The organism is Mesorhizobium sp. WSM4871 (assembly GCF_055811295.1).
Genome location: NZ_JBVVPU010000008.1, coordinates 228,959 through 252,218, shown reverse-complemented (window position 1 = coordinate 252,218; position 23,260 = coordinate 228,959). Strand labels below are relative to the sequence as shown.

General features: G+C 63.9%; 26 protein-coding genes. 11 read left to right on the top strand and 15 right to left on the bottom strand.

All coding sequences use genetic code 11. The features are described 5' to 3' along the window. Nucleotides 1–97: 97 nt before the first annotated feature. The 6 genes from tsaD to AC0L2H_RS18370 all read left to right on the top strand — a co-directional run bounded on the left by tsaD (nucleotide 98) and on the right by AC0L2H_RS18370 (nucleotide 4,353). Nucleotides 98–1,183: a tRNA (adenosine(37)-N6)-threonylcarbamoyltransferase complex transferase subunit TsaD gene (gene tsaD, locus AC0L2H_RS18395; protein ID WP_473591618.1), complete on the top strand. Its 1,086-nt coding sequence runs from the start codon at nucleotides 98–100 to the stop codon at nucleotides 1,181–1,183. Continuing rightward, a complete protein-coding gene (locus AC0L2H_RS18390; protein WP_473591526.1) occupies nucleotides 1,180–2,205 on the top strand; it encodes an NAD(P)H-dependent glycerol-3-phosphate dehydrogenase in 1,026 nt (341 codons plus the stop codon). The genes tsaD and AC0L2H_RS18390 overlap by 4 nt, the downstream gene beginning before the upstream one ends. A gap of 33 nt (nucleotides 2,206–2,238) precedes the next feature. Then, entirely contained in the window at nucleotides 2,239–2,535 is a 297-nt protein-coding gene (locus AC0L2H_RS18385; protein ID WP_473591525.1) for a YciI-like protein, read from the top strand. A 187-nt stretch (nucleotides 2,536–2,722) separates the two neighbouring features. Continuing rightward, the gene (locus AC0L2H_RS18380) at nucleotides 2,723–3,148 is read left to right on the top strand and encodes an EVE domain-containing protein (protein ID WP_473591524.1); all 426 of its coding nucleotides are present in this window, start codon (nucleotides 2,723–2,725) and stop codon (nucleotides 3,146–3,148) included. Further along, nucleotides 3,103–3,801 carry a class I SAM-dependent methyltransferase gene (locus tag AC0L2H_RS18375; RefSeq protein WP_473591523.1) on the top strand — a complete coding sequence of 233 codons (699 nt, stop codon included), beginning with the start codon at nucleotides 3,103–3,105 and terminating at the stop codon, nucleotides 3,799–3,801. Before AC0L2H_RS18380 ends, AC0L2H_RS18375 begins: the two co-directional genes overlap by 46 nt. A gap of 129 nt (nucleotides 3,802–3,930) precedes the next feature. After that, a complete protein-coding gene (locus tag AC0L2H_RS18370) occupies nucleotides 3,931–4,353 on the top strand; it encodes a DUF1761 domain-containing protein (protein WP_473591522.1) in 423 nt (140 codons plus the stop codon). Between the two features lie 26 nt (nucleotides 4,354–4,379). Here AC0L2H_RS18370 and gcvA read toward each other — a convergent pair whose 3' ends face one another. Then, nucleotides 4,380–5,330 carry a transcriptional regulator GcvA gene (gcvA, locus tag AC0L2H_RS18365; RefSeq protein WP_473591521.1) on the bottom strand — a complete coding sequence of 317 codons (951 nt, stop codon included), beginning with the start codon at nucleotides 5,328–5,330 and terminating at the stop codon, nucleotides 4,380–4,382. A 164-nt stretch (nucleotides 5,331–5,494) separates the two neighbouring features. On the opposite strand from gcvA, the gene AC0L2H_RS18360 reads away from it, so the two are divergent. After that, nucleotides 5,495–5,767: a hypothetical protein gene (locus tag AC0L2H_RS18360; protein ID WP_473591520.1), complete on the top strand. Its 273-nt coding sequence runs from the start codon at nucleotides 5,495–5,497 to the stop codon at nucleotides 5,765–5,767. Between the two features lie 49 nt (nucleotides 5,768–5,816). On the opposite strand, the gene AC0L2H_RS18355 is transcribed toward AC0L2H_RS18360, so the two are convergent. After that, entirely contained in the window at nucleotides 5,817–6,332 is a 516-nt protein-coding gene (locus tag AC0L2H_RS18355) for a L,D-transpeptidase family protein (RefSeq protein WP_473591519.1), read from the bottom strand. A 165-nt stretch (nucleotides 6,333–6,497) separates the two neighbouring features. Between AC0L2H_RS18355 and AC0L2H_RS18350 the strand changes: the two genes are divergently transcribed. Together AC0L2H_RS18350 and AC0L2H_RS18345 are read left to right on the top strand one after the other, a co-directional pair. Next, nucleotides 6,498–7,181 (top strand): response regulator transcription factor, encoded by a 684-nt coding sequence (locus tag AC0L2H_RS18350; RefSeq protein WP_473591518.1) that lies wholly within the window; start codon nucleotides 6,498–6,500, stop codon nucleotides 7,179–7,181. Between the two features lie 126 nt (nucleotides 7,182–7,307). Further along, the gene (locus AC0L2H_RS18345) at nucleotides 7,308–7,763 is read left to right on the top strand and encodes a cyclic nucleotide-binding domain-containing protein (protein ID WP_473591517.1); all 456 of its coding nucleotides are present in this window, start codon (nucleotides 7,308–7,310) and stop codon (nucleotides 7,761–7,763) included. A gap of 201 nt (nucleotides 7,764–7,964) precedes the next feature. Here AC0L2H_RS18345 and AC0L2H_RS18340 read toward each other — a convergent pair whose 3' ends face one another. The 7 genes from AC0L2H_RS18340 to tesB all read right to left on the bottom strand — a co-directional run bounded on the left by AC0L2H_RS18340 (nucleotide 7,965) and on the right by tesB (nucleotide 16,247). Then, a complete protein-coding gene (locus tag AC0L2H_RS18340; RefSeq protein WP_473591516.1) occupies nucleotides 7,965–8,771 on the bottom strand; it encodes an exodeoxyribonuclease III in 807 nt (268 codons plus the stop codon). 110 nt (nucleotides 8,772–8,881) lie between these two features. After that, on the bottom strand, nucleotides 8,882–9,547 hold the full coding sequence (locus AC0L2H_RS18335) for an outer membrane lipoprotein carrier protein LolA (protein WP_473591515.1): 666 nt from the start codon (nucleotides 9,545–9,547) through the stop codon (nucleotides 8,882–8,884). A gap of 194 nt (nucleotides 9,548–9,741) precedes the next feature. Continuing rightward, nucleotides 9,742–12,399: an FtsK/SpoIIIE family DNA translocase gene (locus AC0L2H_RS18330; protein ID WP_473591513.1), complete on the bottom strand. Its 2,658-nt coding sequence runs from the start codon at nucleotides 12,397–12,399 to the stop codon at nucleotides 9,742–9,744. Nucleotides 12,400–12,811: 412 nt separating this feature from the next. Beyond that, nucleotides 12,812–13,099, bottom strand: coding sequence for a hypothetical protein (locus AC0L2H_RS18325; RefSeq protein ID WP_473591512.1), 288 nt, complete (start codon nucleotides 13,097–13,099; stop codon nucleotides 12,812–12,814). Between the two features lie 254 nt (nucleotides 13,100–13,353). Next, nucleotides 13,354–14,784 (bottom strand): ammonium transporter, encoded by a 1,431-nt coding sequence (locus tag AC0L2H_RS18320; protein ID WP_473591511.1) that lies wholly within the window; start codon nucleotides 14,782–14,784, stop codon nucleotides 13,354–13,356. 29 nt (nucleotides 14,785–14,813) lie between these two features. After that, a complete protein-coding gene (locus tag AC0L2H_RS18315; RefSeq protein WP_097575604.1) occupies nucleotides 14,814–15,152 on the bottom strand; it encodes a P-II family nitrogen regulator in 339 nt (112 codons plus the stop codon). Between the two features lie 219 nt (nucleotides 15,153–15,371). Continuing rightward, nucleotides 15,372–16,247: an acyl-CoA thioesterase II gene (gene tesB, locus AC0L2H_RS18310; protein WP_473591510.1), complete on the bottom strand. Its 876-nt coding sequence runs from the start codon at nucleotides 16,245–16,247 to the stop codon at nucleotides 15,372–15,374. A gap of 95 nt (nucleotides 16,248–16,342) precedes the next feature. On the opposite strand from tesB, the gene AC0L2H_RS18305 reads away from it, so the two are divergent. Continuing rightward, nucleotides 16,343–17,596 carry a ubiquinone biosynthesis hydroxylase gene (locus AC0L2H_RS18305; RefSeq protein ID WP_473591509.1) on the top strand — a complete coding sequence of 418 codons (1,254 nt, stop codon included), beginning with the start codon at nucleotides 16,343–16,345 and terminating at the stop codon, nucleotides 17,594–17,596. A gap of 160 nt (nucleotides 17,597–17,756) precedes the next feature. Here AC0L2H_RS18305 and AC0L2H_RS18300 read toward each other — a convergent pair whose 3' ends face one another. The 3 genes from AC0L2H_RS18300 to AC0L2H_RS18290 form a co-directional block, all read right to left on the bottom strand. Further along, a complete protein-coding gene (locus tag AC0L2H_RS18300; protein ID WP_473591617.1) occupies nucleotides 17,757–18,287 on the bottom strand; it encodes a hypothetical protein in 531 nt (176 codons plus the stop codon). Nucleotides 18,288–18,397: 110 nt separating this feature from the next. Then, the gene (locus AC0L2H_RS18295) at nucleotides 18,398–18,754 is read right to left on the bottom strand and encodes a YciI family protein (RefSeq protein WP_107651524.1); all 357 of its coding nucleotides are present in this window, start codon (nucleotides 18,752–18,754) and stop codon (nucleotides 18,398–18,400) included. A 2-nt stretch (nucleotides 18,755–18,756) separates the two neighbouring features. Further along, entirely contained in the window at nucleotides 18,757–18,975 is a 219-nt protein-coding gene (locus tag AC0L2H_RS18290; protein ID WP_473591508.1) for a hypothetical protein, read from the bottom strand. Nucleotides 18,976–19,199: 224 nt separating this feature from the next. Here AC0L2H_RS18290 and AC0L2H_RS18285 point away from each other — a divergent pair, with 224 nt between their 5' ends. After that, nucleotides 19,200–19,625: an OsmC family protein gene (locus AC0L2H_RS18285; protein WP_473591507.1), complete on the top strand. Its 426-nt coding sequence runs from the start codon at nucleotides 19,200–19,202 to the stop codon at nucleotides 19,623–19,625. 91 nt (nucleotides 19,626–19,716) lie between these two features. Here AC0L2H_RS18285 and AC0L2H_RS18280 read toward each other — a convergent pair whose 3' ends face one another. The 3 genes from AC0L2H_RS18280 to sdhA all read right to left on the bottom strand — a co-directional run bounded on the left by AC0L2H_RS18280 (nucleotide 19,717) and on the right by sdhA (nucleotide 23,260). Next, nucleotides 19,717–20,352 carry a YceH family protein gene (locus AC0L2H_RS18280; protein WP_473591506.1) on the bottom strand — a complete coding sequence of 212 codons (636 nt, stop codon included), beginning with the start codon at nucleotides 20,350–20,352 and terminating at the stop codon, nucleotides 19,717–19,719. 253 nt (nucleotides 20,353–20,605) lie between these two features. Next, complete coding sequence (locus AC0L2H_RS18275; protein WP_097575611.1) at nucleotides 20,606–21,385, bottom strand: succinate dehydrogenase iron-sulfur subunit; 780 nt, start codon at nucleotides 21,383–21,385, stop codon at nucleotides 20,606–20,608. Between the two features lie 39 nt (nucleotides 21,386–21,424). Then, nucleotides 21,425–23,260 carry a succinate dehydrogenase flavoprotein subunit gene (gene sdhA, locus AC0L2H_RS18270; RefSeq protein ID WP_473591505.1) on the bottom strand — a complete coding sequence of 612 codons (1,836 nt, stop codon included), beginning with the start codon at nucleotides 23,258–23,260 and terminating at the stop codon, nucleotides 21,425–21,427.

Below are 23,260 nucleotides of genomic sequence, written 5' to 3'. Positions count from 1 at the left end.
CGTCCGTGGTAACCCCCCGGCAGATTGAGGTCGTTTTCCGGGCTTTCTCCTAACGGGGAAAGGCTGGTTGCACAATCACTAGGGAAGCGACGAATTGATCCGCGTTCTGGGCATTGAGACGAGTTGCGACGAGACCGCCGCCAGCGTGGTGACGCTGGAGGGCGATGCCGCGCCAAAAATCCTGTCCAACATCGTGCTCAGCCAGATCGAGGAACATGCCGCCTTCGGCGGCGTCGTGCCGGAGATCGCGGCGCGCGCCCATGTCGAGGCGCTGGACGGCATCATTGAAGCAGCACTTGCCGATTCGGGCGCAAAACTCGCCGACATCGATGCCATCGCCGCGACCGCCGGTCCGGGCCTCGTCGGCGGGCTGATCGTCGGGCTGATGACGGCCAAGGCGATTGCCGCGGCCGCGCACAAGCCGCTGCTTGCCATCAACCACCTCGAGGGCCACGCGCTGACCGCAAGGCTGACGGATGGGCTCGATTTCCCCTATCTCTTGCTGCTGGTGTCGGGCGGCCACACGCAGATCGTCGCGGTGCGCGGCGTCGGCGACTATCAGCGCTGGGCGACGACCATCGACGATGCGCTTGGCGAAGCTTTCGACAAGACGGCCAAGATGCTCGGCCTGCCCTATCCCGGCGGACCGAATGTCGAGAAGGCGGCGGCAACCGGCGATGCCACGCGTTTCGCCTTTCCGCGCCCGATGAAGGGTTCAGCGCAGCCCGATTTCTCTTTCTCTGGCCTCAAGACCGCCGTGCGCCAGGCGGCGACGGCGATTGCCCCGCTGAGCGACCAGGACGTCGCCGACATTTGCGCCTCGTTCCAGACGGCGGTGGCCGATGCGCTGGGCGACCGTGTTTCGCGAGCGCTGAGCCGGTTCCGTCAGGAGTTTCCTGGCAAGGCCGAGCCGGCGCTGGTCGTCGCCGGCGGCGTCGCTGCCAACCGCACGATAAAGGCAACACTGGAAGCCCTGTGCGCCGAGGCCGGCTTTGCCTTCGTCGCGCCGCCGCTGAAGCTCTGCACCGACAACGCCGCGATGATCGCCTGGGCCGGCATCGAACGGCTGCGCGCCGGCATCGCGCAAGAAAACGCCGCCGATTTCGTGCCGCGCTCGCGCTGGCCACTCGACAGCGTCTCCGCCCCGATGGTCGGTTCGGGCCGGCGTGGAGCCAAAGCATGACCGAGCGGGGCATGACCGGCGGCGAGAATAGGACACCAAGCGGCTGGCGCGTTGCCGTGCTTGGCGGCGGCGCCTGGGGCACGGCGCTGGCGCTGGCCATGCTGCGCGCCGGCCATTTCGTCCGCCTTTATGCGAGAGACCCGCAGACCGTCGCCGCGATCGACCACGGCGAAAATCCGCGCTATCTGCCGGGTATCGCGATCGAACCCGGCATCGTGGCGACCAGCGACATCAAGGCCGCGCTCGACGGCGCCGACTGTGTGTTGGCAGTGGCGCCGGCGCAGTCGCTGCGCACGATGCTGGCCACCGCGAAAGACCATATGCCGCAAGGCGTCCCGCTGGTTCTCTGCGCCAAGGGCATCGAGCGCGACACCGGCGCGCTGCTGTCGGCCATCGCCTGGGAGATCCTGCCCAACAATCCGGTCGCCGCTCTGTCGGGGCCAAGCTTTGCCACCGACGTCGCGCGCGGCCTGCCGACGGCCGTGGTCGTCGCCGCCCGCGACGCGGATCTGGCCGCCGACCTTGCCGCCCGCTTTTCGGCGGAAAACCTGCGCTGCTACTCGAGCGACGACCTGATCGGCGTCGAGATCGGCGGCGCGCTGAAGAACGTTTTTGCCATCGCCGCGGGCGCGGTCACCGGCGCCGGGCTCGGCGCCAGCGCCCAGGCCGCCATGGTGACGCGCGGCTTCGTCGAATTGCGCCGCATCGGCGGCGCCTTCGGTGCGAAACCGGAGACGCTGATGGGGCTCTCCGGCCTCGGTGACCTCTTGCTCACCTGCTCGTCCGCCCAGTCGCGCAATTTCGCCTACGGGCTGGCACTGGGCCAGGGCAAGCCGCTTGCCGGCCTGCCGCTGGCCGAAGGCGTGCCGACGGCGGCGATCGCCGCCCGCATCGCGGCCGAGCGCGGCATCGACGCGCCGATCATCACAGCCGTCGCCGCGATACTGGACGGCACGGTCACCATAAGCCAGGCTGTGACGGCGCTGATGACGCGACCGCTGAAGACCGAAACCGACATTTAATTTCTATTTTCGAACGATCCGGAGCTGAAGAAGATGCTGTTTGCGTGGATTTGCAAGGACAAGCCTGGAAAGCTGCAGGTGCGGCTTGATACACGGCCCGAACATGTCGCCTTCCTGGAAGGGCTGAATAGCGAGAAGAAACTGGCCTTCGCCGGTCCGTTCCTCGACGCCGACGGCAAGCCGAACGGCAGTCTCGTCGTGGTCGAGGCACCCGATCTGGCCGGTGCTCAGGCGATGTCGGCCGCCGATCCCTATGCCAAGGCCGGACTGTTCGAGAGCGTCGAAATCCGGCAGTGGAACTGGGTCTTCAACAAGCCGGCGGGCTTATGATAATTTCGGTTTGCGCCGCCCCTCATCCGCCTGCCGGCACCTTCTCCCCGTATAGTAACGGGGAGAAGGGACGCGCTCCAACGCTGGTGACCCCCTCTCCCCGTCTCTATACGGGGAGAGGGTAAGGGTGAGGGGCAGCGCCGACGCTCGGCAACGATAAACCGGCAATGACAACAGGACGACACCGATGAACTACTGGCTGTTCAAATCCGAGCCCTCGGTCTTCTCCTTCGAGGCGTTGAAGGCGAAGGGCAAGGCCGGCACGCAATGGGACGGCGTACGCAACTATGCGGCGCGCAACAACATGAAGGCGATGCAGATCGGCGATCTCGGCTTCTTCTACCATTCCAACGAAGGGCTTAACGTGGTCGGCGTCGCCGAGGTTTGCGCGCTTGCCCATCCCGACACCACCACTGACGATCCGCGCTGGGAAGGCGTCGACATCCGCGCCTTCAAGGACGTGCCGAACCCGCCGACGCTGGAACAGGTCAAGGCCAATCCCAAGCTGGCCGAAATGGCGCTGGTCCGGCTCGGGCGGCTTTCCGTGCAGCCGGTGACCCCGGCCGAATGGAAAGAGGTCTGCCGCATGGGCGGCCTGTCGCCCGCTCCGTGACAGCGCTGACGCCAGACAGCGCGAAGAAATTCATCCTCGACAACACGGCGCTTATGGCGCCGCCGCATGTGCCGGAGATTGTCCTGCATCTGGCCGACGAGGCGCATGATCTTTGGCTGCGCACCGAGGACGAGCTGACCGAAATCGGCCTGCCGCCGCCCTTCTGGGCCTTTGCCTGGGCCGGCGGCCAGGGTCTTGCCCGCTATATCATCGACAATCCCGATACAGTGCGCGGCAAGCGTGTGCTCGACTTCGCTTCCGGCTCCGGCCTTGTCGCCATCGCAGCCGTGCAGGCCGGCGCGGCGGAGGTGATCGCCGCCGACATCGACCCGTTCTGCGCAACCGCGATCCGCCTCAATGCCGAAGCCAATGGGGTCGCGATAAATTTCCTCGGCACTGACTGCGTCGGGACCGATGCCGGCTGGGATGTGGTTCTGGCTGGCGACGTCTTTTACGACAAGCCTTTCGCCGACAGGCTGATGCCGTGGTTCGCGGCTCTGAAAGCGCGCGGCGCCGAGATCCTCGTCGGCGACCCCGGCCGCGCCTATCTGCCGAAGGCCGGACTGGAACCGCTTGCCGTCTACGAGGTGGCGGTGACGCGGGCCCTAGAGGACGCCGAGGTCAAGCGCACCACCGTCTGGCGTCTTGCTTGACGGCAGCGCCGAACAGGCGTTCCATCGCGCATCGATCATGAGAATGTCGTTGTCCCAAAACCGCTGGGCACCCTCGGTTCAAGACCGAGGGCATGCTTTTGGGCGACATGCTTGCGGGGAGGGAATTGCATGGATTTTTCTGCAGTGAACTGGCTGGCGGTGGTCGTCGCCGCCGTGGTGGCGTGGCTGTTCGGCGCGGTCTGGTACATGGGTTTGAGCAAGCCGTGGCTGAAGGCCGCCAAGCTTGATCCGGCAACGATGAAAAAAACGCCGCTGCCCTTCGTCATCTCCTTCATCGCCGAACTGTTGATGGCGCTTGTCACCGCCCTGATCGTCGGCGCGATGACCGGCGGCGAGCCGAGCCTGGTCGCCGGGCTCGTTTTCGGTTTCGTGCTGTGGCTTGGTTTCGTCGCCACGACGCTTTCCGTCAACCATCGCTATGAAGGCTTCGGCTGGGATCTGACCCTGATCGACGCCGGCCATTGGCTTGGCGTGCTGCTGCTTATCGGCGCCGTAATCGGCTGGTTCGGCGTGGCTGAAGTCCTGGGCTGAGCGTTGCTGCCGAGAATGGGGCGATACTAAAGCTCGTCCCAGCTTCGGCGTGTCGGATCTGGCTGTGGGTTATGGACTTCGCTCATCAGCCAGTCCCTGAACGCCACAATCCTGGCATCATCGGCGGCTGCCTGCGGGTAGACCAGGTGATAGGCGAAGTCGGGGGCGACCTTGATGCCCAGCGCGAACGGCTGCACCAGTCGGCCTTCGGAGAGATCGTTCGCCACCATGGCGAAGTCGGCGAGTGCTACCGCATTGCCGTCAAGCGCGGCTTGCACGGCATCCGAGGAATTGCCGAAGACGACCGTCCGGCTGTCGTCGAAATCGTCGACGCCGGCCGCTGCCATCCACATGCGCCAGTTCGGCCAGGTCACGCCTTGCCGCGCCCATACGATATGGGCAAGCGTGTGCTGGAAAAGGTCGCGCGGCTCCTTCAGCGGCGGTCCCGCCTTGAGCAGCGCCGGACTGCAGACGGGAATGATGACGTTGTCGAACAGACGGTGACTGCAAAGCCCCTGATATTTCCCGGTACCGAAGCGGATGCCGACATCGACGTCGTCACGATCGAAATCGCGCACGTCATAGGTGATGTCGAAGCGCAGCTCGATATCGGGCTGGTGCCTGCGAAAATTGTCGAGGCGCCGCATCAGCCATTTTGTCGCGAAGTGCGCATCGAGGGTCACTTTCAGTTGCGCCGTTCCGCGCGCCATCTTGTTCGCCCTTGAAACGGCCCGGCCTAGCAGGTCGAGCGCGTCGGCCGAGGCCTCGAACAGCACCGCGCCCGCCTCCGTCAGCCTGATGGTGCGGCTGGTGCGCGTGAACAGCACGATGCCGAGCTGGTCCTCGATTTCCTTGATCTGGTGGCTGACCGCCGCCGGCGTCAGGCCGAGCTCGTCGGCAGCTCGGGTGAAATTGAGGTGCCGTGCCGCCGCCTCCAGCGTCCTCAGGGCACGCGTTCCCGGCAGCAGGCGGGCCATCAGCGCGGGATGATTTCTGGCAGCATCATTGCCCCGGATCCACAAATAAAACTTGATGATCTGAAAAAAACTACTCGTTTCCCTCTTAAATTTCAACCCGGCATGATGTGACCATCGAGAAACTATCAAACCGGGTTTGATATCCGGATGAAACGGATCACGTCATGTCACACATTGCTTTGAAGTCCCCCGCCGCCGGGCCGATCTGGCTGCGCGCGGCAATTGAGTGGCTCCGCCACGCGAAAGTCGCGATCAGCCTCCCGCGAGAGCCCAGTCTTCCGCGTGAAAATGTCGAGGACCTCTCGGACCGCCAACTGCGCGACATCGGCGCCGAGCGCAAGGATGTCGCCCGCGCCATGGACCGGGAGCTGGGCCGGCTGGGACTGCTCGACATCGGCTGGCAGAAGCCACGGAACTGGAAAGGCAGTAGGCAGTAGGGAATAGGCAGTGGAAGGAGAGAATACTGCTATTCCCTACTGCCTTTCCCTACCTCACCACCCTCACCACCGTCCTGTCCGACAGCAGCGGCAACAGCCGCGCCATCGTGCATGCCGTCACCGCCACGCAGCCTTGCGTCGGCGTGAAATCGGCGCGTGCCAGATGGAAGAAGATGGCGCTGCCGCGCCCGCGCCGGCGCGGCGCGATGTTCCAGTCGAGCACCAGGCAGGCGTCATAGAGCCGGTCGGTGCGCCGCATCCGCTCATGGCTGGCGCCATAGGGGATCTTCACCGGACGATTGTAGTTGCGGTCGTCGGGCACTTCGCACCAGCCGAGATCGGGTCCGATCGGCGCCATCGCCAGCCGGGTTTTGCGGGCGCCGGAAAAATGATCTCCACGAAAATATCCCGACAATATCCGCATCTGGCCGAGCGGTGTAGCGCCGTCGCCTTCGCGCTTGCCGGCCGAGATGCCGCCGCGTCCCAGCGCGCATGGGAACACCAATTTGCCGGCCTGCAGGAGCCCTTGGGCAGCATTGCCGGGCCTGGCACGCACGGTGAGCACGCGAAGCCCTTTTGGCAAAAATGCGCCGGCTGCATTGCGCTGACGTTTTTTCTTGTATGATCGTGTCACGGAACAAATCACTGTGATCGGCTGTTGTGCCGGTCAACTTCAGCATAAACGGGGGACGGTCAACTGAATTTTCTTTTCAAAACAACGGATTGATCCATGACCTCACGCACCATTCTGATCGTTGACGATGATGACGACCTGCGCGGCACACTCGTCGAGCAATTATCCCTCTACGAGGAATTCGATGTCCTGCAGGAAGCAAACGCCGCCAAAGGCGTCGCCGCGGCGCGCGGCGGCCTCATCGATCTGCTCATCATGGATGTCGGCCTGCCCGACATGGATGGCCGGGAGGCGGTGAAGATCCTGCGCAAGGGCGGCTACAAGGCGCCGATCATCATGCTGACCGGGCACGACACCGATTCCGACACGATCCTCGGTCTCGAAGCCGGCGCCAACGACTATGTGACCAAGCCGTTCCGCTTCGCCGTGCTTCTGGCCCGCATCCGCGCCCAGCTTCGCCAGCACGAGCAGAGCGAGGACGCCACCTTTTCGGTCGGTCCCTACACTTTCAAGCCAAGCCAGAAGCTTCTGATCGACCAGCGCGGCGCCAAGGTGCGGCTGACCGAGAAGGAAGCCTCGATCATCAAATATCTCTACCGCGCCGACCAGAAGGTGGTGACGCGTGACGTGCTGCTCGAGGAAGTCTGGGGCTATAATTCCGGGGTCACCACGCACACATTGGAGACCCATGTCTACCGGCTGCGCCAGAAGATCGAGCGCGATCCTTCCAATGCGGAAATTCTTGTGACAGAAAGCGGCGGCTACAAGCTGGTTCCTTAAACATTTCATCATCTATTAAGCGGTCGGGGCGAGGACTGCGTTTCCGGTACGATCCTGAAACTGGAGGTGGTTCCGGGTCGAACTCTAGAGGGAGGAGTCGGACTGTCGGTTCGGGGACATAGCTAGATGGCGCTGGATGACGATATCCGCATCCTGTCCACCGTGAGGCTCTTCGAAGACTTCACGGAAGAACAGTTGCGTCTGCTCGCCTTCGGCGCTGAAACCACCCTGCTGCAGGCCGACCATAAGCTCTACCGGGAGGACGATGTGGCGGATTCCGCCTATATCGTGGTCAGCGGGCGCATCGTGCTCTATCGCGAGCAGAATGGCGACCGCGTCCCGATCGGCACGGCCGGCCCCGGCACGATCCTGAGCGAGCTGGCGCTGATCGCCGACACCAACCGGCTGACCAGCGCATTCGCCGAAATCGATTCGGAAGTGCTGCGGCTCAGCCGCAAGATGTTCCGCCGCATCCTGGAGGAGTATCCCGATATCGCGGCGCATCTGCACCAGCGCATATCAGAGGATTTCCAGGCGATGATCCGCCGCATCGAGAAACTGGCAACGCGTTTCGAAGGCTGAGGGAGTAACGAGCGGGGGCGGTGAAGCTGCCAATCTCCTCCGTCGTCGGGGAGATGTCCGGCAGGACAGAGGGGGCGCTGTCCGCCGACATCTGGCCAGATTCTGTACCGTCGCGGCGCTCAAGAGGAACGGCATGAATCCTCGGGTCTGCGCGGTTCGCTTCGTTCCCGCTCCGCCCGAGGATGACGAAGCTGTGAAGGCCTATTCCAGGTCGAACCGCGCAATCACAGGCACATGGTCCGAGGGCCGGTCCCAGCCGCGCGCCAGCCGCAGGATTTCGTAGCCGGCAAAGTTCGGCACCAGGTTTGGCGACGACCAGACATGGTCGAGCCGCCGGCCGCGATCCGACGCTTCCCAGTCCTGCGCGCGATAGCTCCACCAAGTGTAGAGCTTCTGCTCATGCGGTACGTTGAGCCGCATCAGGTCGATCCAGTTGCCGGCCAGCCGCATCGCCTCGAAACTTTCCGTCTCGACCGGCGTGTGGCTGACCACCTTCAGGAGCTGCTTGTGCGACCAGACATCGTGCTCGAGCGGCGCGATATTGAGATCCCCGACCAGGATCGACGCCGACACCTCGTCATGCTCGGCGCGGATGGCGTTCATTTCGGCAACGAAATCCAGCTTGTGCCTGAACTTGCGGTTGATCTCCGGATCGGGCTCGTCGCCGCCGGCCGGGACATAGAAATTGTGAATGAGGATCGCCTTGCCGCCGGCCCGCACGGTGACCGACAGATGCCGGCTGTCGTCGATCTCGCAGAAGCGGCGCTTTTCGACCACCTCGATCGGCCGGCGCGCCACCGTCGCCACGCCGTGATAGCCCTTCTGGCCGTGGAAGGCGATGTGCTCGTAGCCGAGTTTGCGGAAGGCCTTCTCGGGAAACAGCTCGTCGGGAACCTTCGTTTCCTGCAGGCAAAGCACATCCGGCGCCTGCTCCCTCAGCAGGCGCTCGACGATCGGCATGCGCAATCGGACGGAATTGATGTTCCAGGTGGCAACGGAAAAGGGCATGCGCAGAATCCAGGAGGCCGCGCCGGAACCTGACAGCCGCAGGCCTCAAAAACAAGCTGAGCCGCGCCCTGCACAGCGCGGCTCGCTTCTATCCACAGCTATCGAGATGCTCAGCGGGATTTGGTATTCAGTTCGCGGTTGGCCGTATAGTCGATGGCGAAGGTGTCGGCGGCGAAGCTGACGCCTTCCTTGACGTTGAAGATCATCACCGTCGTGTCCTTGCCTTGCGCGTCGGTGATGGTCCACTGGCGCAATTCGTAGGATTTCGGGTCGAACATCATGGTGATCTTCGAATTGCCGAACACCGATTTGTCGGCGAGCTGGATGGTGGTCAGGTCGTTCTCTTCCTTGACGCTTTTGACGCGGCCGCCGGAGAGATCGATCCTGTTGTCGAGCAGCAACTTGAGCGGCGTCTTCGACAGCGGGTAGAGGTCGGACGTGTTCAGCCTCTTGTTGAGGATAACCACCGACTTGCCGTCGGAAATCACCCTGAAATTCGACGCTCCGTCATAGTTGAAGCGAATCTTGCCCGGCCGCTCCAGGAAGAACTTGCCGCCGGTCTGTTCGCCCTTGGGCCCGAACTGGACGAACTCGCCGCTCATCGATTTGACCGAGGAGAAGTGGTCGGCGATCTTCTGCGCCGACTGTGGCACCGCCGCTTGCGCCGAGGCCAGCAACTGGAATCCGGGCACGACATTGATGGCAGCGGCGCCGGCGAGCACCAGGCCGAGACCAAGCAGCTGGCGGCGGTTTGGGGCGAAAGATGAGTTGTTCATGCCGGTCACTCTCTTGTGGTTCCGGCGCATGACCCCTGAAATTTCAGAAGGGATCATGCGCGAATTGAATGTTGTCGATGTCCTGGACCGCCAGTTGGGCTTAAGTTTGGCGGATCGAACAGAGCTCGATCGCTTGAACGCGCCGGAAGGTCCAAAGGTTGCCGGGCGGCGGTCTATTGCACCGCCCCAGCCAATCAGAACTTGTCGTCCTCCGTTGGCACCAGGATTTCGCGTTTTCCGGCATGGTTGGCCGGGCCGACGATACCTTCCTTCTCCATTTTCTCGATGATCGAGGCGGCGCGGTTGTAGCCGATGCCGAGCCGGCGCTGGATGTAGCTGGTCGAGGCCTTGCCGTCGCGCAGCACCACCGCGACCGCCTGGTCGTAGGGATCGTCGGAATCCTCGAAATTGCCGCCGCCACCGCCGCTAGATCCGCCCTTGCCCGACGGCTCGTCGTCGTCCTCGTCGTCGTCCTCGGTGATGGCGTCGAGATATTCCGGCACGCCCTGCAGCTTCAGATGCGCGACGATCTTCTCGACCTCGTCGTCGGACACGAAGGGGCCGTGCACGCGCTGGATGCGGCCGCCGCCGGCCATGTAGAGCATGTCGCCCATGCCAAGCAGCTGCTCAGCGCCCTGCTCGCCGAGGATGGTGCGGCTGTCGATCTTCGACGTCACCTGGAAGGAGATGCGGGTCGGGAAATTGGCCTTGATCGTGCCGGTGATGACGTCGACGGAGGGGCGCTGCGTCGCCATGATGACATGGATGCCGGCGGCGCGCGCCATCTGCGCCAGGCGCTGCACGGCGCCTTCGATGTCCTTGCCGGCGACCATCATCAGGTCGGCCATCTCGTCGATGATGACGACGATATAGGGCATCGGCTCGAGATCGAGGTTTTCCGTCTCGTAGATCGCCTCGCCGGTCTGGCGGTCGAAGCCGGTCTGCACCGTGCGCGAGATCTTCTCGCCTTTCTTGTCGGCCTGGCTGACGCGGGCGTTGAAGCCGTCGATGTTGCGCACGCCCACCTTCGACATCTTGCGGTAGCGATCCTCCATCTCGCGCACCGTCCATTTCAGCGCCACCACCGCCTTCTTGGGGTCGGTGACGACGGGCGTCAAAAGATGCGGGATGCCGTCATAGACCGAGAGTTCCAGCATTTTCGGATCGATCATGATCAGCCGGCAGTCCTGCGGTGTCAGCCGGTAGAGCAGCGAGAGAATCATGGTGTTGATGGCGACCGACTTGCCCGAGCCGGTGGTGCCGGCGACCAGCACGTGCGGCATCTTGGCGATGTCGACGATGACAGCCTCGCCATTGATGGTTTTGCCCAGCGCCAGCGCCAGCTTGGCCTTGGTGGTCTCGAAATCGCGGCTGGCCATGATCTCCCTGAGATAGACGGTCTCGCGCTTGGCGTTCGGCAGTTCGATACCGATGGCGTTGCGGCCGGGCACCACGGCGACGCGGCAGGCGATCGCGCTCATCGAGCGGGCGATATCGTCGGACAAGCCGATGACCCGCGACGATTTGATGCCTGGCGCCGGTTCGAGCTCGTAGAGCGTGACCACCGGACCCGGGCGCACGGCAATGATCTCGCCCTTGACGCCGAAATCCTCCAGCACGCCTTCGAGCAGGCGGGCGTTCTGCTCCAGCGCATCCTTGGACAGGCTGGCGTCGCGCACGACGTTCTTCGGCTCGGACAGGAAATGCAGCGACGGCATCTCGAACGTGTCGGAGCCGATCAGCGAGGTTTGCGCCTCGCGTTGGACGCGGGCGCCCGGAGCCGGGCGCGGCGCTGGCGCCTCGACGCGGGTCGCCGCGTCGGAGCGGAAGTTCTGCACCTTCGCATTGGGCGCGGCGCGGCGCTGGCCCATTGGTTCCGGCGCAAAGTCCACATCGTCGTCATCGTCGAAGACATCGGCATCGTCGGGGTCGAGCGAGGCGGTGCGGTCGTTGACCATGGCGGCGAAGAATTCCGGTTCGACGCGGGCGCGGCCATCCGGGCTCATTCGTGCCTCGGCGAACTCGGCCGACTCGACCCGCTCGGCGGCACGTCGCCAGGCGCTGGGACGCGGTTCCATCTCGGGTTCGAAATCGTCATGCTCGCGGCGCCGTGCGGCGCGGCGGCGAAGATAGCCACGAAACGACAGCCACCAATGGGTGATGGCGCCAAGCGCCAGTATACCTTCGTCGTCTTCGTCCTCGTCATCGTCGAAGAGCGATTCGTCCTCGCGCGCATCGGGCGCGGCCGGCTCATCTTCCATGACGGCAAAGCCGTTCTTGCGCGCAATCAGCGCCGAACCATAGGCAAACAGCCACAGCGCCGGCGCGGCCAGAAGCACGGCGATCACGCTGGCGATGAGGCCGGTCGGATAACCGCCGATGACGAGGCCGGGGATATGAAGCACCATGTCGCCGAACACACCGCCGAGGCCGGTCGGCAGCGGCCAGGTCTTGGGCGGCACCACGCAGCCGGCGATCGCGGCGGCAGTGAGCGCGAAGCCGAACCAGGCGAGCCCGCGCTTCGGCAGCCAGTCGACGCCGCGCGCCGAAAACAGCAGAAATCCCCAGATTACCGCCGGCACCAGGGCCGCCACGGCGGCCAGCCCGAAGAACTGCATGGCAATGTCGGAAAAGACAGCGCCGGCATAGCCCATGGCGTTGGTGACGATGTTGCCGGTGGCGTGGGAGAAGCTCGGATCGGCGACGTTCCAGGTGGCGAGGCTGGCGACGCCGAAGGCGACCAGCGCAAACAGGCCGGCGCCGACCAGCCGGCCGACCTGACGCCGTGCGAACGCCCGGATGCCCTGCCCCGTATCGGCCAGCGCGAGCGGTGCTGAAGCCCCTGAACGCATGCTCTTCCCCGTCTGTCATTGCCCGGCCCGAGCGTATGACGCACTCCGGCAGATTCGGACACCAGAGTATCGGCGGGAAGGTTAAAGCCGCATTAACTATAAGAGGTTGAGAGCGCTATCGCTTGTCACCGGCGGTTGAGCGGCGCATTGCACGAGGTGCCCCGTGAAACAAGAAAGCCTCGCGGGCGGGAGCCAGCGAGGCCTTATCTTGAACGGGCAAAAGTGGGATTTCGCCCGCAGATCGATCCGGGGGGTGGATCGCGATGGGTTCTACCAGCAAGCGCAGCGGGCGCGGAATCACGATCGCTTGAGTCGTTTGTGAACCGACGGCACAGGCAGCTGCAGATGGCGGGCACTGGCCCGCCCTCTGCAGCTGAAGCAAGATTAATCAGGCTTCAGCCTGGTCCCGCATTTAGTTGGCGCCGCCGAGCGCCTGCACATTGGCGCAGAATTCGGCATACGGCTTGCTCATCGCCGCATCATTGCATTCCTTCTTCATCGCTTCCTGCTTTTCCATCGGCATCGCCATGAAAGCGGACTTGAACTCCGCCATCGGCTTCATGGTTTTCATGCCGGTATCAGCGAAGAACGGCGCCATATTGTCCGGCGAATCGAGCGCGCCGGCGACGGCCGTGCCGCTGACCATGGCAAGAGCAAGTGCCCCGAGGCAGGCAGACTTGAGGCTGTTTCTGATGTTCATGGAATGGTTCCTTCCCTGGTTTTCACGAGCGCCCAGACAACGATCGCCACCACAGTTCGGGACCAGCGGCGGCGATGTTTCATGGCCTTCGGCCGATCGGGCACCGGATCAAGCGATTGTGATCGGCGGCACCCGCCACCGGGCGCAAAAAAGAGGCCCGGAACATCTCCGGGCCTCAAGGCGTGAGCCCCTTTCGGGAGCATCACGACGGGATGGGAGGATGCGGGGGCGACCGAGGCCGCCCCTAACAAGGCTTACGGATGGTAAGCCGCTTCGCCATGCGAGGTGAGGTCCAGACCTTCGCGCTCGGCATCGGCCGTCGGGCGCAGGCCGACGATCATGTCGACGATCTTGTAGAGGATGGCGCTGCCGATGCCCGACCAGAGCACGGTTACCAGCACACCCTTGAACTGCGACCACAACTGGGTCGCCGTGCCGGCATAGCCAGCGGCGAAGTCGGCTGTCGAATAATCGACGATGCCGGCGCCGCCGAGAGCGGGATTGACCAGGATGCCGGTGCCGAGCGCGCCGATGATGCCGCCGACGCAGTGGATGCCAAAGACATCGAGGCTGTCGTCATAGCCGAACTTGTTCTTCACCACCGAGACGAAGAAGTAGCAGACGCAAGTGGCGACGATGCCGAGCACGATGGCGCCCATCGGTCCGGCAAAGCCGGCGGCGGGCGTGACGGCGACAAGGCCGGTGACGGCGCCCGAAACGGCGCCAAGCATCGACGCCTTGCCGCGCAGCACTGTTTCAAGCACGATCCAGGTCAATGCCGCCGCCGCCGTGGCGACGAAGGTGTTGGCCATGGCCAGCACCGCATAGGCGTTCGCCTCGAGGTTCGAACCGGCGTTGAAGCCGAACCAGCCGACCCACAGCAGCGAGGCGCCGACCATGGTCAGCGTCATCGAGTGCGGCGCCATGACGTCCTTCTGGTAGCCGATGCGCTTGCCGATCATCAGCGCGCCGACAAGGCCGGCGATGCCCGCATTGATGTGAACCACGGTGCCGCCGGCGAAGTCGATGGCGCCGAAGCTGAAGATGAGCCCGGTCGGGTCGCTATAAGCGCTCGGGCCGCCCCAGAACCAGACCATGTGCGCGATCGGGAAATAGACGAAGGTGACCCACAGGATGGTGAAAAGGATCACGGCGGAGAACTTGATGCGTTCGGCGAAGGCGCCGACGATCAGGGCAGGCGTGATGCAGGCGAAGGTCATCTGGAAAAGGACGAACACCAGTTCGGGAATGGCGACGCCCTTGGTGAAGGTTTCCGACAGCGTCGTCACGTCGACGCCGGCAAGAAACATCTTGGAGAGGCCGCCGACGAAGGCATTGCCGGGCGTGAAGGCAAGGCTATAGCCGTAGAACACCCAGATGATCATGACCACGCAGGTGATGGTGAAGACCTGCATCAGCACCGACAGCATGTTCTTGGCGCGAACCAGGCCGCCATAGAACAGCGCAAGGCCGGGAATGGTCATCAACAGCACCAGCACGGTGGAAAGCAACATCCACGTCGTGTCGCCCTTGTCGACGGTGAAAGCCGGCGCCGCCGCCGGCGCGGCGGCTGCGGGAGCAGCTGCTTCCTGCGCGAAGGCCGCAACCGTGCCCAGCGCCGCGAGCGTGGCGGCGCCCAGCAGCGCGGTGCGCGCCGCTGATTTCAAGGTGGAAGAAATATTCATTGAACTCTCCATTGGAATACGTGCGCGGCTCAAAGCGCGTCGGTGTCTGTTTCGCCCGTGCGAATGCGCACGGCCTGGTCGATGCCGAAGACGAAGATCTTGCCGTCGCCGATCTGTCCGGTCTTGGCCGCGGCGGTGATGGCTTCGACGGCCTTGTCGACCATGTCGCCGCCCACCGCGACCTCGATCTTGATCTTCGGCAGGAAGCTGACTGCGTATTCCGCCCCGCGATAGATTTCAGTGTGTCCCTTCTGACGCCCGTAGCCTTTGACTTCGGTGACGGTCAGGCCCTGGATGCCGACTGCGGTGAGCGCTTCGCGCACCTCGTCGAGCTTGAACGGCTTGATGATTGCCATCACGATTTTCATAAGGTTTCACCCTTTGCTGTTGCGGGTCCCCCGCGTTTGCACGACTTCGCCGATCCCGTGAGAGCCGGAGAGTGCCCACGAGGATTCAAGCTCCGTGCCAATTGCCGAAGCAGCCAATTAACCTGTTGTAAACAAAGAGATTAGACGGCCATCAGCAGCCGACTGTTCAGAGTTGCGGCACTGCGATTGATTAAAAAATAGGCAATTTTTTGAAAATGCCTATTGCGCAGGCGAGCGCCTCAGCCGGATAAGGCCTTCCTGCGCAACCGAGGCGATCAGCGTGCCGTCCCGGGCAAACAGCGAACCGCGTGTGAAGCCTCGCGATCCCTGCGTCGAGGGGCTGTCCTGCGTGTACAGGATCCAGTCGTCGAGCGGATGGGTGCGGTGGAACCACATGGCATGGTCGAGGCTTGCCGCCTGGATGTCGCGGTCGAAGATGGCACGGCCATGCGCGAAGGTCGAGGTGTCGAGCAGCGTCATGTCGGAGAGGTAGGCGAGCACGGCTGCCTGGATAGCGCGGTCGGCAGGCACCGGGCCGGTGGTGCGTATCCAGATGTTCTGCTTCGGCTCCAGTTTCTCGCGACTGGTATAGTGCTTCAGCATCACCGGCTTCATCTCGATCGGCCGGTCGCGCTCCCAGTAGCGCCTGATGCCGTCGGGCACGGCCTCGCCGAACTTGCCCAGCAATTCGCGCTGCGACAGCAATGTGTCGGGCGCCGGCACATCCAGCGGCATCGGCACCTGATGTTCGAGGCCGACTTCGTCCTGCTGGAACGAGGCCTCCAGCGAAAAGATCGCCTGGCCATGCTGGATAGCCACGACGCGGCGCGTGGTGAAGGAGCCGCCGTCGCGGATGCGGTCGACTTCGTAGATGATCGGCACCTTGGTGTCGCCGGGCCGCATGAAATAGCCGTGCAGCGAATGTACGTGGCGTTCGGGCTCGACCGTTCGCTGCGCCGCGACCAGCGCCTGGGCGATGGTCTGGCCGCCGAAAATCCGCTGCCAGTCGAGTTTGGGGCTGCGACCACGGTACAGGTTGTGTTCGAGCTTCTCGAGGTTGAGAATGTCGAGAAGCTCGTCCATGGCCGCCGTCATGTTTCGCGCCCTTGCAGCAAAAGTGTTATGGCGGTTTCCGACAGGAATGGCGGGCAGTCAAGGCCGGAACGAATTTGGCCGGAAGGGAATTTGCCATGGTGGACCGCAAGGCGAACGCAAAAAACTCGCTCGACGTTCTGGTCGCCGGCGCCGGCTATGTCGGGCTTGCCGCCGCGGTATCGCTGAAACAGGCGCGCCCGAGCCTCGCCATCGCCGTCGTCGACGCCGCACCAGCCGGCGTCTGGCAAAAGGACGGCCGCGCCTCGGCCATCGCCGCCGCCGCCTGCCGCATGCTCGACCAGCTCGGCGTCTGGGCGAAGATCGCGCCGGAGGCGCAGGCGATCACCGAGATGATCGTCACCGATTCGCGCACGGCAGATCCGGTGCGCCCGGTGTTTCTCACTTTCGACGGCGAGGTCGCGCCTGGCGAACCCTTCGCCCATATGGTTGCCAACCGGGATCTGAACGGCGCCTTGCGCGGCAGTGCGGAAAAACTCGGCATCGACATTATCGAGGGCGTCGCCGTCAACGCCTTCGAGCCGAGCGGCGCCGGCGTCACCGTGCATCTTGCCGATGGCGCGACGCTGAAGGCGCGGCTGCTGGTCGCCGCCGACGGCGTCAATTCGAAGCTGCGCGACATGGCCGGCATCAAGACGGTGAAATGGGAATATGGCCAATCCGGCATCGTCTGCACCGTCGCCCATGAGCGCCCGCACAATGGCCGCGCCGAAGAGCATTTCTTGCCGGCCGGCCCTTTCGCCACATTGCCGCTGAAGCCTGGCAAGGACGGCAACCGCTCGTCGATCGTCTGGGTGGAACGGACAGAGGATGCGCAAAAGCTGGTCGATGGCGACGATCTCGTCTTCGAGCATGAACTCGAACTGCGTTTTGGCCTGAAGCTCGGCGAAATCCGCGTCGCCGACAAGCCGCGCGCCTGGCCGCTCGGCCTGACGCTTGCCCGCGCCTTCGCAGCACCCCGCATCGCGCTGGTCGGCGATGCCGCCCATGGCATCCATCCGATCGCCGGCCAGGGCCTCAATCTCGGCTTCAAGGATGTCGCGGCATTGGCCGAAGTGGTGGTCGAGGCCGACCGGCTCGGCCAGGACATCGGCGCGCTGGACGTGCTCGAGCGCTACCAGCAGTGGCGGCGCTTCGACACGGTGCAGATGGGCATCACCACCGACGTGCTCAACCGGCTGTTTTCCAATGACATCGGCCCGCTGCGCGCCGTACGCGACATCGGCCTCGGCCTGGTCGAGCGCATGCCGCGCCTGAAGGATTTTTTCATCCGCCAGGCATCGGGATTGTCTGGCGACACGCCAAGGCTGCTGAAGGGCGAGGCCATCTGACCGACTCGCGACAGGCCAGGGTGTGTTGAGATTCAGGTCAGGCCGAGTCGAGAATGGCGGATTCCGAGAACCGGAGCGGAGCGTACTTTTGGGTACGTGAGCACCGGAAGCGCAGGAAGCCGCCATTCGCAGGCCGGCATCACCTGAATATCAGCACACCCTAGTTGACCTCGAAGCCGAGTTTCTGACGCAACCGCAGCATGCGTTGGTCGGATATCTGCAGTCGCTGCTCGCCGGTCTGGGCCACGCGGTTCAGCATCTGCAGCAGATCGTTTCGCTCAGCCACGTCGAGACGTTCGCGCAGGAACGGCGCCAGTCTGTCGATGACGATCGTGGTGTCGTCGATCTGCGATGCCGCCCATTTGGCGTAGACCACCGCCTCGTCCATCTTTTTCTTGGTGTCTGCGATCTCCGAAATCACCGAACGAATGATAGCTTCTCGCTCCGGCAGCACGGGGCCGTTCTCGGACACGATGGCGGTAATCAGCGTGGCGGCGGCCACGACGGGATCATCGATCGCCGTCAGCGGCGAAAGCGCCGCCTGCTTGCGCAGCTTCTTGCGCCTGATATTGCCTTGCACACGCCCAACGACGTCGGCAACTTCACGTGCGGCGTCGTTCATGGCCTTCATCCGATACCACCAGAACGCCGCCGCGCCCAGCAGGCCAAGTACTGCAATCAGGAAAGGCATGCCAAATTCCCCCAAGCCTCGGTGAGGATAAGAGAAGTGGCGTTTGGCTTCAACACGCAAAAGTTGCGCCCATCGAAGAATCCGGGGCGTTCCTTCAAAGCGGCTTCTGTCTAGGAACCAGGCACGTTGTAGATCGCCCTGACCTCGATGGTGCCGATCTCGGCCAGCGGAATCGCGCCGGCGATCTCCAGCGCCTCGTCGAGATCCCCGGCCTCGATCATGACGAAGCCGAGCAATTGCTCCTTGGTCTCCGTGAACGGACCATCGGTGACCAGACGCTTGCCCTTGCGCCGCCGCACCGACTTCGACGTCTTCACCGACTGCAGCGCCTGCGCGATGATCAGCTTGCCCCGCTGGTCCAACGACCTGTCGTAAGCAAGCGAATCGGCATCGAGCTTAGCCAACCTGTCCGGGGTCATGGCGTGAAGATCTTTTTCTTCGCCGTAGACCAGGCAAACATATTTCATGTCTATCTCCCTTGTTGCGAGAAACCAAAGGATGCGGACACCACGGTGTCAGCCGCACCTTTGCCTGCCGAATGGTCAAGAAGACATACGGCGACCCCGATGATGGCGACCGCCGCCAGCAGCCGGCCGAGACCGGAAGGCGGCGGATGCAACCAGCAATCCTCCCGTCGTTCGGGCTTGCGGCCCGGGCTCTTCCACAATGCGAAAAACAGATTGTCCATATGACCTCCATCCGGCCGCGAAATCCGCGACCGCCCGCAGGACGGCCGAGGCCGATGGAAGTCGACATTTTTGCATGCGCATTTTTTTAAGAAAAAATTCAGCCCCGCCGCCCAGCTTTGCGCGACTGCGCAAAAGAGCCGGTGGTCTTCGACCGCGCCGGCGCTATAGTCGTGAAGAACGCCGCCGCCCGGCCGGCGCAACCCGGACAATCAAGGAGGATTTCATGGACCGCACCGCAAACGCCGTCTGGAAAGGCAATCTCAAGGAGGGCAAGGGCACGCTCGACACCCAGAGCGGCACCCTGAAGGGCACGCCCTATTCGTTCAAGGCACGCTTCGAGGACGAGAGCGGCAAATCCGGCACCAATCCGGAAGAGCTGATCGCCGCCGCCCATGCCGGCTGCTTTGCCATGCAATTCTCCCACTTCCTCGCCGAGAACGGCACACCCGCCGACGAACTCGACGCCAAGGCGGTGGTCACGCTGGTTCCCGGCACCGGGATCACTGGCAGCGCGCTCACCGTGGTCGGCAAGGTGCCGGGCATCGATGCGGCGAAATTCAAGGAATTGGCCGAAATGGCCAAGGCGGGCTGCCCGGTGTCGAAGGCGCTCGGCGCCATAAATGTCTCGCTCGACGCCAGGTTGGGTTGAAGCCCAGCCTTCGGCGAGTGGGCGATCCTTCGCCCCCCTGTCCGGCAGGACAGAGGGGGGGCGCTGTCCCTCCGACATCTCGAATGATTTGTTAGCCTCCGCCGCTCAGCGCTTCCAGCTTCGCGCGCAGTGCGGCGACCTCATCCTCCAGTGCACGCACCCGGCCTTCGAGATCGGACGCCGGCCGAGGCGCTTGCCATGGCGCCGCTACAGCCGACACCTCCACCGGCCCGCTCAGCAGATGCACGTAGCGCTCCTCGCGCTGGCCCGGCGCCCGGTCGAGCAACTGAACCAGCGGTGGCCTGCGGCCGATCAGAAGGTCGAGGTCGCCGCGAAGCGCCTCGATGGAAGAGAACCGCGCCATGCGCTCGGCCCGCGCCAGCAATTCATGCGCCGTCTGCGCGCCGCGCAACAGCAGCAGGCCGATCACCGCGATCTGCGACGAGGTCAGCGAAAAGTGCTGCGCGACAGTGTGCTCATAGCGCTCGACGCGCGATGCGAAGGCGCGCCTGACCAGACCTTTCTGCTCGAGCTGGCCAAATGCCCTGGCGATCTCGCCGAGCTCCAGTGCCATCACCGGTTCGCGCGCCGTCTTCTGGTTGGCGGCTTGATGCGCGGCATTGAGCGTCAGCGGATAGATGTCGGGCGTCAGTTCCTTCTTCTCGATCAGGCAACCGAGCACACGCGCTTCGGCGGGGGAGAGGATGGGAAGGTCGGTGTCAGTCATAGGATTGGCTATCCTTCTGAGGCTGGAGGGACAGCACCCCCCTCTGCCCTGCCGGGCATCTCCCCCGCAAGGGGGGAGATTGGCCGTCATCGCGGCTTTCGCCAATCTCCAGCGTTGCAGGAGTAAGCGAAGCGCTGAAGCTGCCGATCTCCCCCCTTGCGGGGGAGATGTCCGGCAGGACAGAGGGGGGTGCGAAGGATCGCTACGGATGAGATTATCTTGGCGACTGTTATCACCCAGGCACCCGGTCCGGCTACACCCTTCGCTCCACCATCATCTTCTTGATCTCGGCGATCGCCTTGGCCGGGTTGAGCCCCTTGGGGCAGGTCTGGGCGCAGTTCATGATGGTGTGGCAGCGATAGAGGCGGAACGGGTCTTCGAGATTGTCGAGCCGTTCGCCCTTGGCCTCGTCCCGGGAATCGATCAGCCAGCGATAGGCCTGCAGCAGCGTCGCCGGGCCGAGATAGCGGTCGCCGTTCCACCAATAGCTCGGGCAGGAGGTCGAGCAGCAGGCACATAGAATGCACTCGTAAAGCCCGTCGAGCTTTTCGCGGTCCTCATGGCTCTGCAGCCATTCCTTTGCCGGCTGCGGCGATACCGTCTTCAGCCATGGCTCGATCGACGCGTGCTGGGCATAGAAATTGGTGAGGTCGGGCACCAGGTCCTTGACCACTTGCATATGCGGCAGCGGATAGACCTTGACCGCGCCGGAAATGTCGTCGCAGCCCTTGGTGCAGGCCAGCGTGTTGGAACCGTCGATGTTCATGGCGCAGGAGCCGCAAATGCCTTCGCGGCAGGAGCGGCGCAAGGTCAGCGTCGGGTCGATCTTGTTCTTGATCCAGAGCAGCGCGTCGAGCACCATCGGCCCACAATCGTCCATGTCGACGAAATAGGTGTCGATGCGCGGATTCTCGTCGTCGTCCGGCGACCAGCGGTAGATGCGATATTCCCTGAGATTGGTGGCGCCCTCCGGCTTCGGCCAGGTCTTGCCCTGCTTGATCTGCGAATTCTTGGGGAGCGTCAGTTCGACCATTACCTCAAACCCTTTCGGATGACGAGCTTAGGCACCATCTCAATATACCCTGGCCTTGGGCGCGATCTTGGCCGGGTTGATGCCGCCGTCCGCTTCCTTGAGCAGCAGTTCGGTATGCACCGGCCGGTAGCTGAGCGTCACCTCGCCGTCTTCGCTGAGCCGCGCGAGCGTATGCTTGCGCCAGTTGGCGTCGTCGCGAGCCGAGAAATCTTCCCGCGCATGCGCCCCACGGCTCTCCTTGCGCGCCGCGGCACCTTGGACCGTGGTGATGGCATTGGCCATCAGGTTTTCCAGTTCCAGCGTCTCGACCAGATCGGAGTTCCAGACCATCGAGCGGTCGAACACCTTGATATCCCCAAGCTCGCCCCAGATCTGCGAAATGCGCTTGCAGCCGCTGTCCAGCGAGTCCTGCGTGCGGAACACCGCAGCGTCTTCCTGCATCGCCTTCTGCATCTTCTCGCGCAACACCGCCGTCGGCGTCGAGCCGTTGGCGTGGCGGAGCCTGTCGAAGCGATCCATGATCTTTTCGACCGAAGCTTCGTTGGGAGATGGGATCGCCGATGTGCGGTCGATCACCTGGCCGGCGCGGATCGCCGCCGCGCGGCCGAACACCACCAGATCGATCAGCGAGTTCGAGCCCAGCCGGTTGGCGCCGTGGACGGAGGCGCAGCCGGCTTCGCCGACCGCCATCAGCCCGGGCGACACCTGGTCCGGGTTCAAGGCAGTGGGGTTGAGCACCTCGCCCCAGTAATTGGTCGGCACGCCGCCCATATTGTAGTGCACCGTCGGCAGCACGGGGATCGGCTCCTTGGTCAGGTCGACGCCGGCAAAGATCTTTGCCGATTCCGAAATGCCGGGCAGCCTTTCATGCAGAACCGCCGGATCGAGATGGTCGAGATGGAGAAAAATATGGTCCTTCTTCGGCCCGACGCCGCGGCCTTCGCGGATCTCCAGCGTCATGCAGCGCGAGACCACGTCGCGTGACGCCAGGTCCTTGGCCGACGGCGCGTAGCGCTCCATGAAACGCTCGCCCTCGGAATTGACGAGATAGCCGCCCTCGCCGCGCGCGCCCTCGGTGATCAGGCAGCCGGCGCCGTAGATGCCGGTCGGGTGGAACTGAACGAACTCCATGTCCTGCAGCGCCAGCCCGGCGCGTGCCGCCATGCCGCCGCCGTCGCCGGTGCAGGTGTGCGCCGAGGTGGCGGAGAAATAGGCGCGGCCATAGCCGCCGGTCGCCAACACCACCATCTTGGCCGAAAAGCGGTGGATGGTGCCGTCGTCGAGATTCCAGGCGACGACGCCGGTGCAGGTGCCGTCCGGCTCCATGATCAGGTCGAGCGCGAAATACTCGATGAAGAACTGGGCGTTGTTCTTCAGCGACTGGCCGTAGAGCGTGTGCAGCATGGCGTGGCCGGTGCGGTCGGCCGCGGCGCAGGTGCGCTGTACCGGCGGCCCCTCGCCGAAATTCATCATCATGCCGCCGAACGGCCGCTGGTAGATCTTGCCCTCCTCGGTGCGCGAGAACGGCACGCCGTAATGCTCGAGCTCGTAGACGGCGGCGGGTGCCTGCTGGACCATGTATTCCTGCGCGTCGATGTCGCCTAGCCAGTCCGAGCCCTTGACCGTGTCGAAGAGATGCCACTGCCAGTTGTCGGGACCCATATTGGCGAGCGAGGCGGCGATGCCGCCCTGCGCGGCAACCGTGTGCGAGCGCGTCGGGAACACCTTGGTGATGCAGGCGGTGCGCAGGCCCTGCTCGGCCATGCCGAGCGTGGCGCGCAGGCCGGCGCCGCCGGCGCCGACGATCACCACGTCGAATTTGTGGTCGACATAGGTATAGCCTGCCGGGTTGGCTGATTTCGCGTCCTTGGCCAA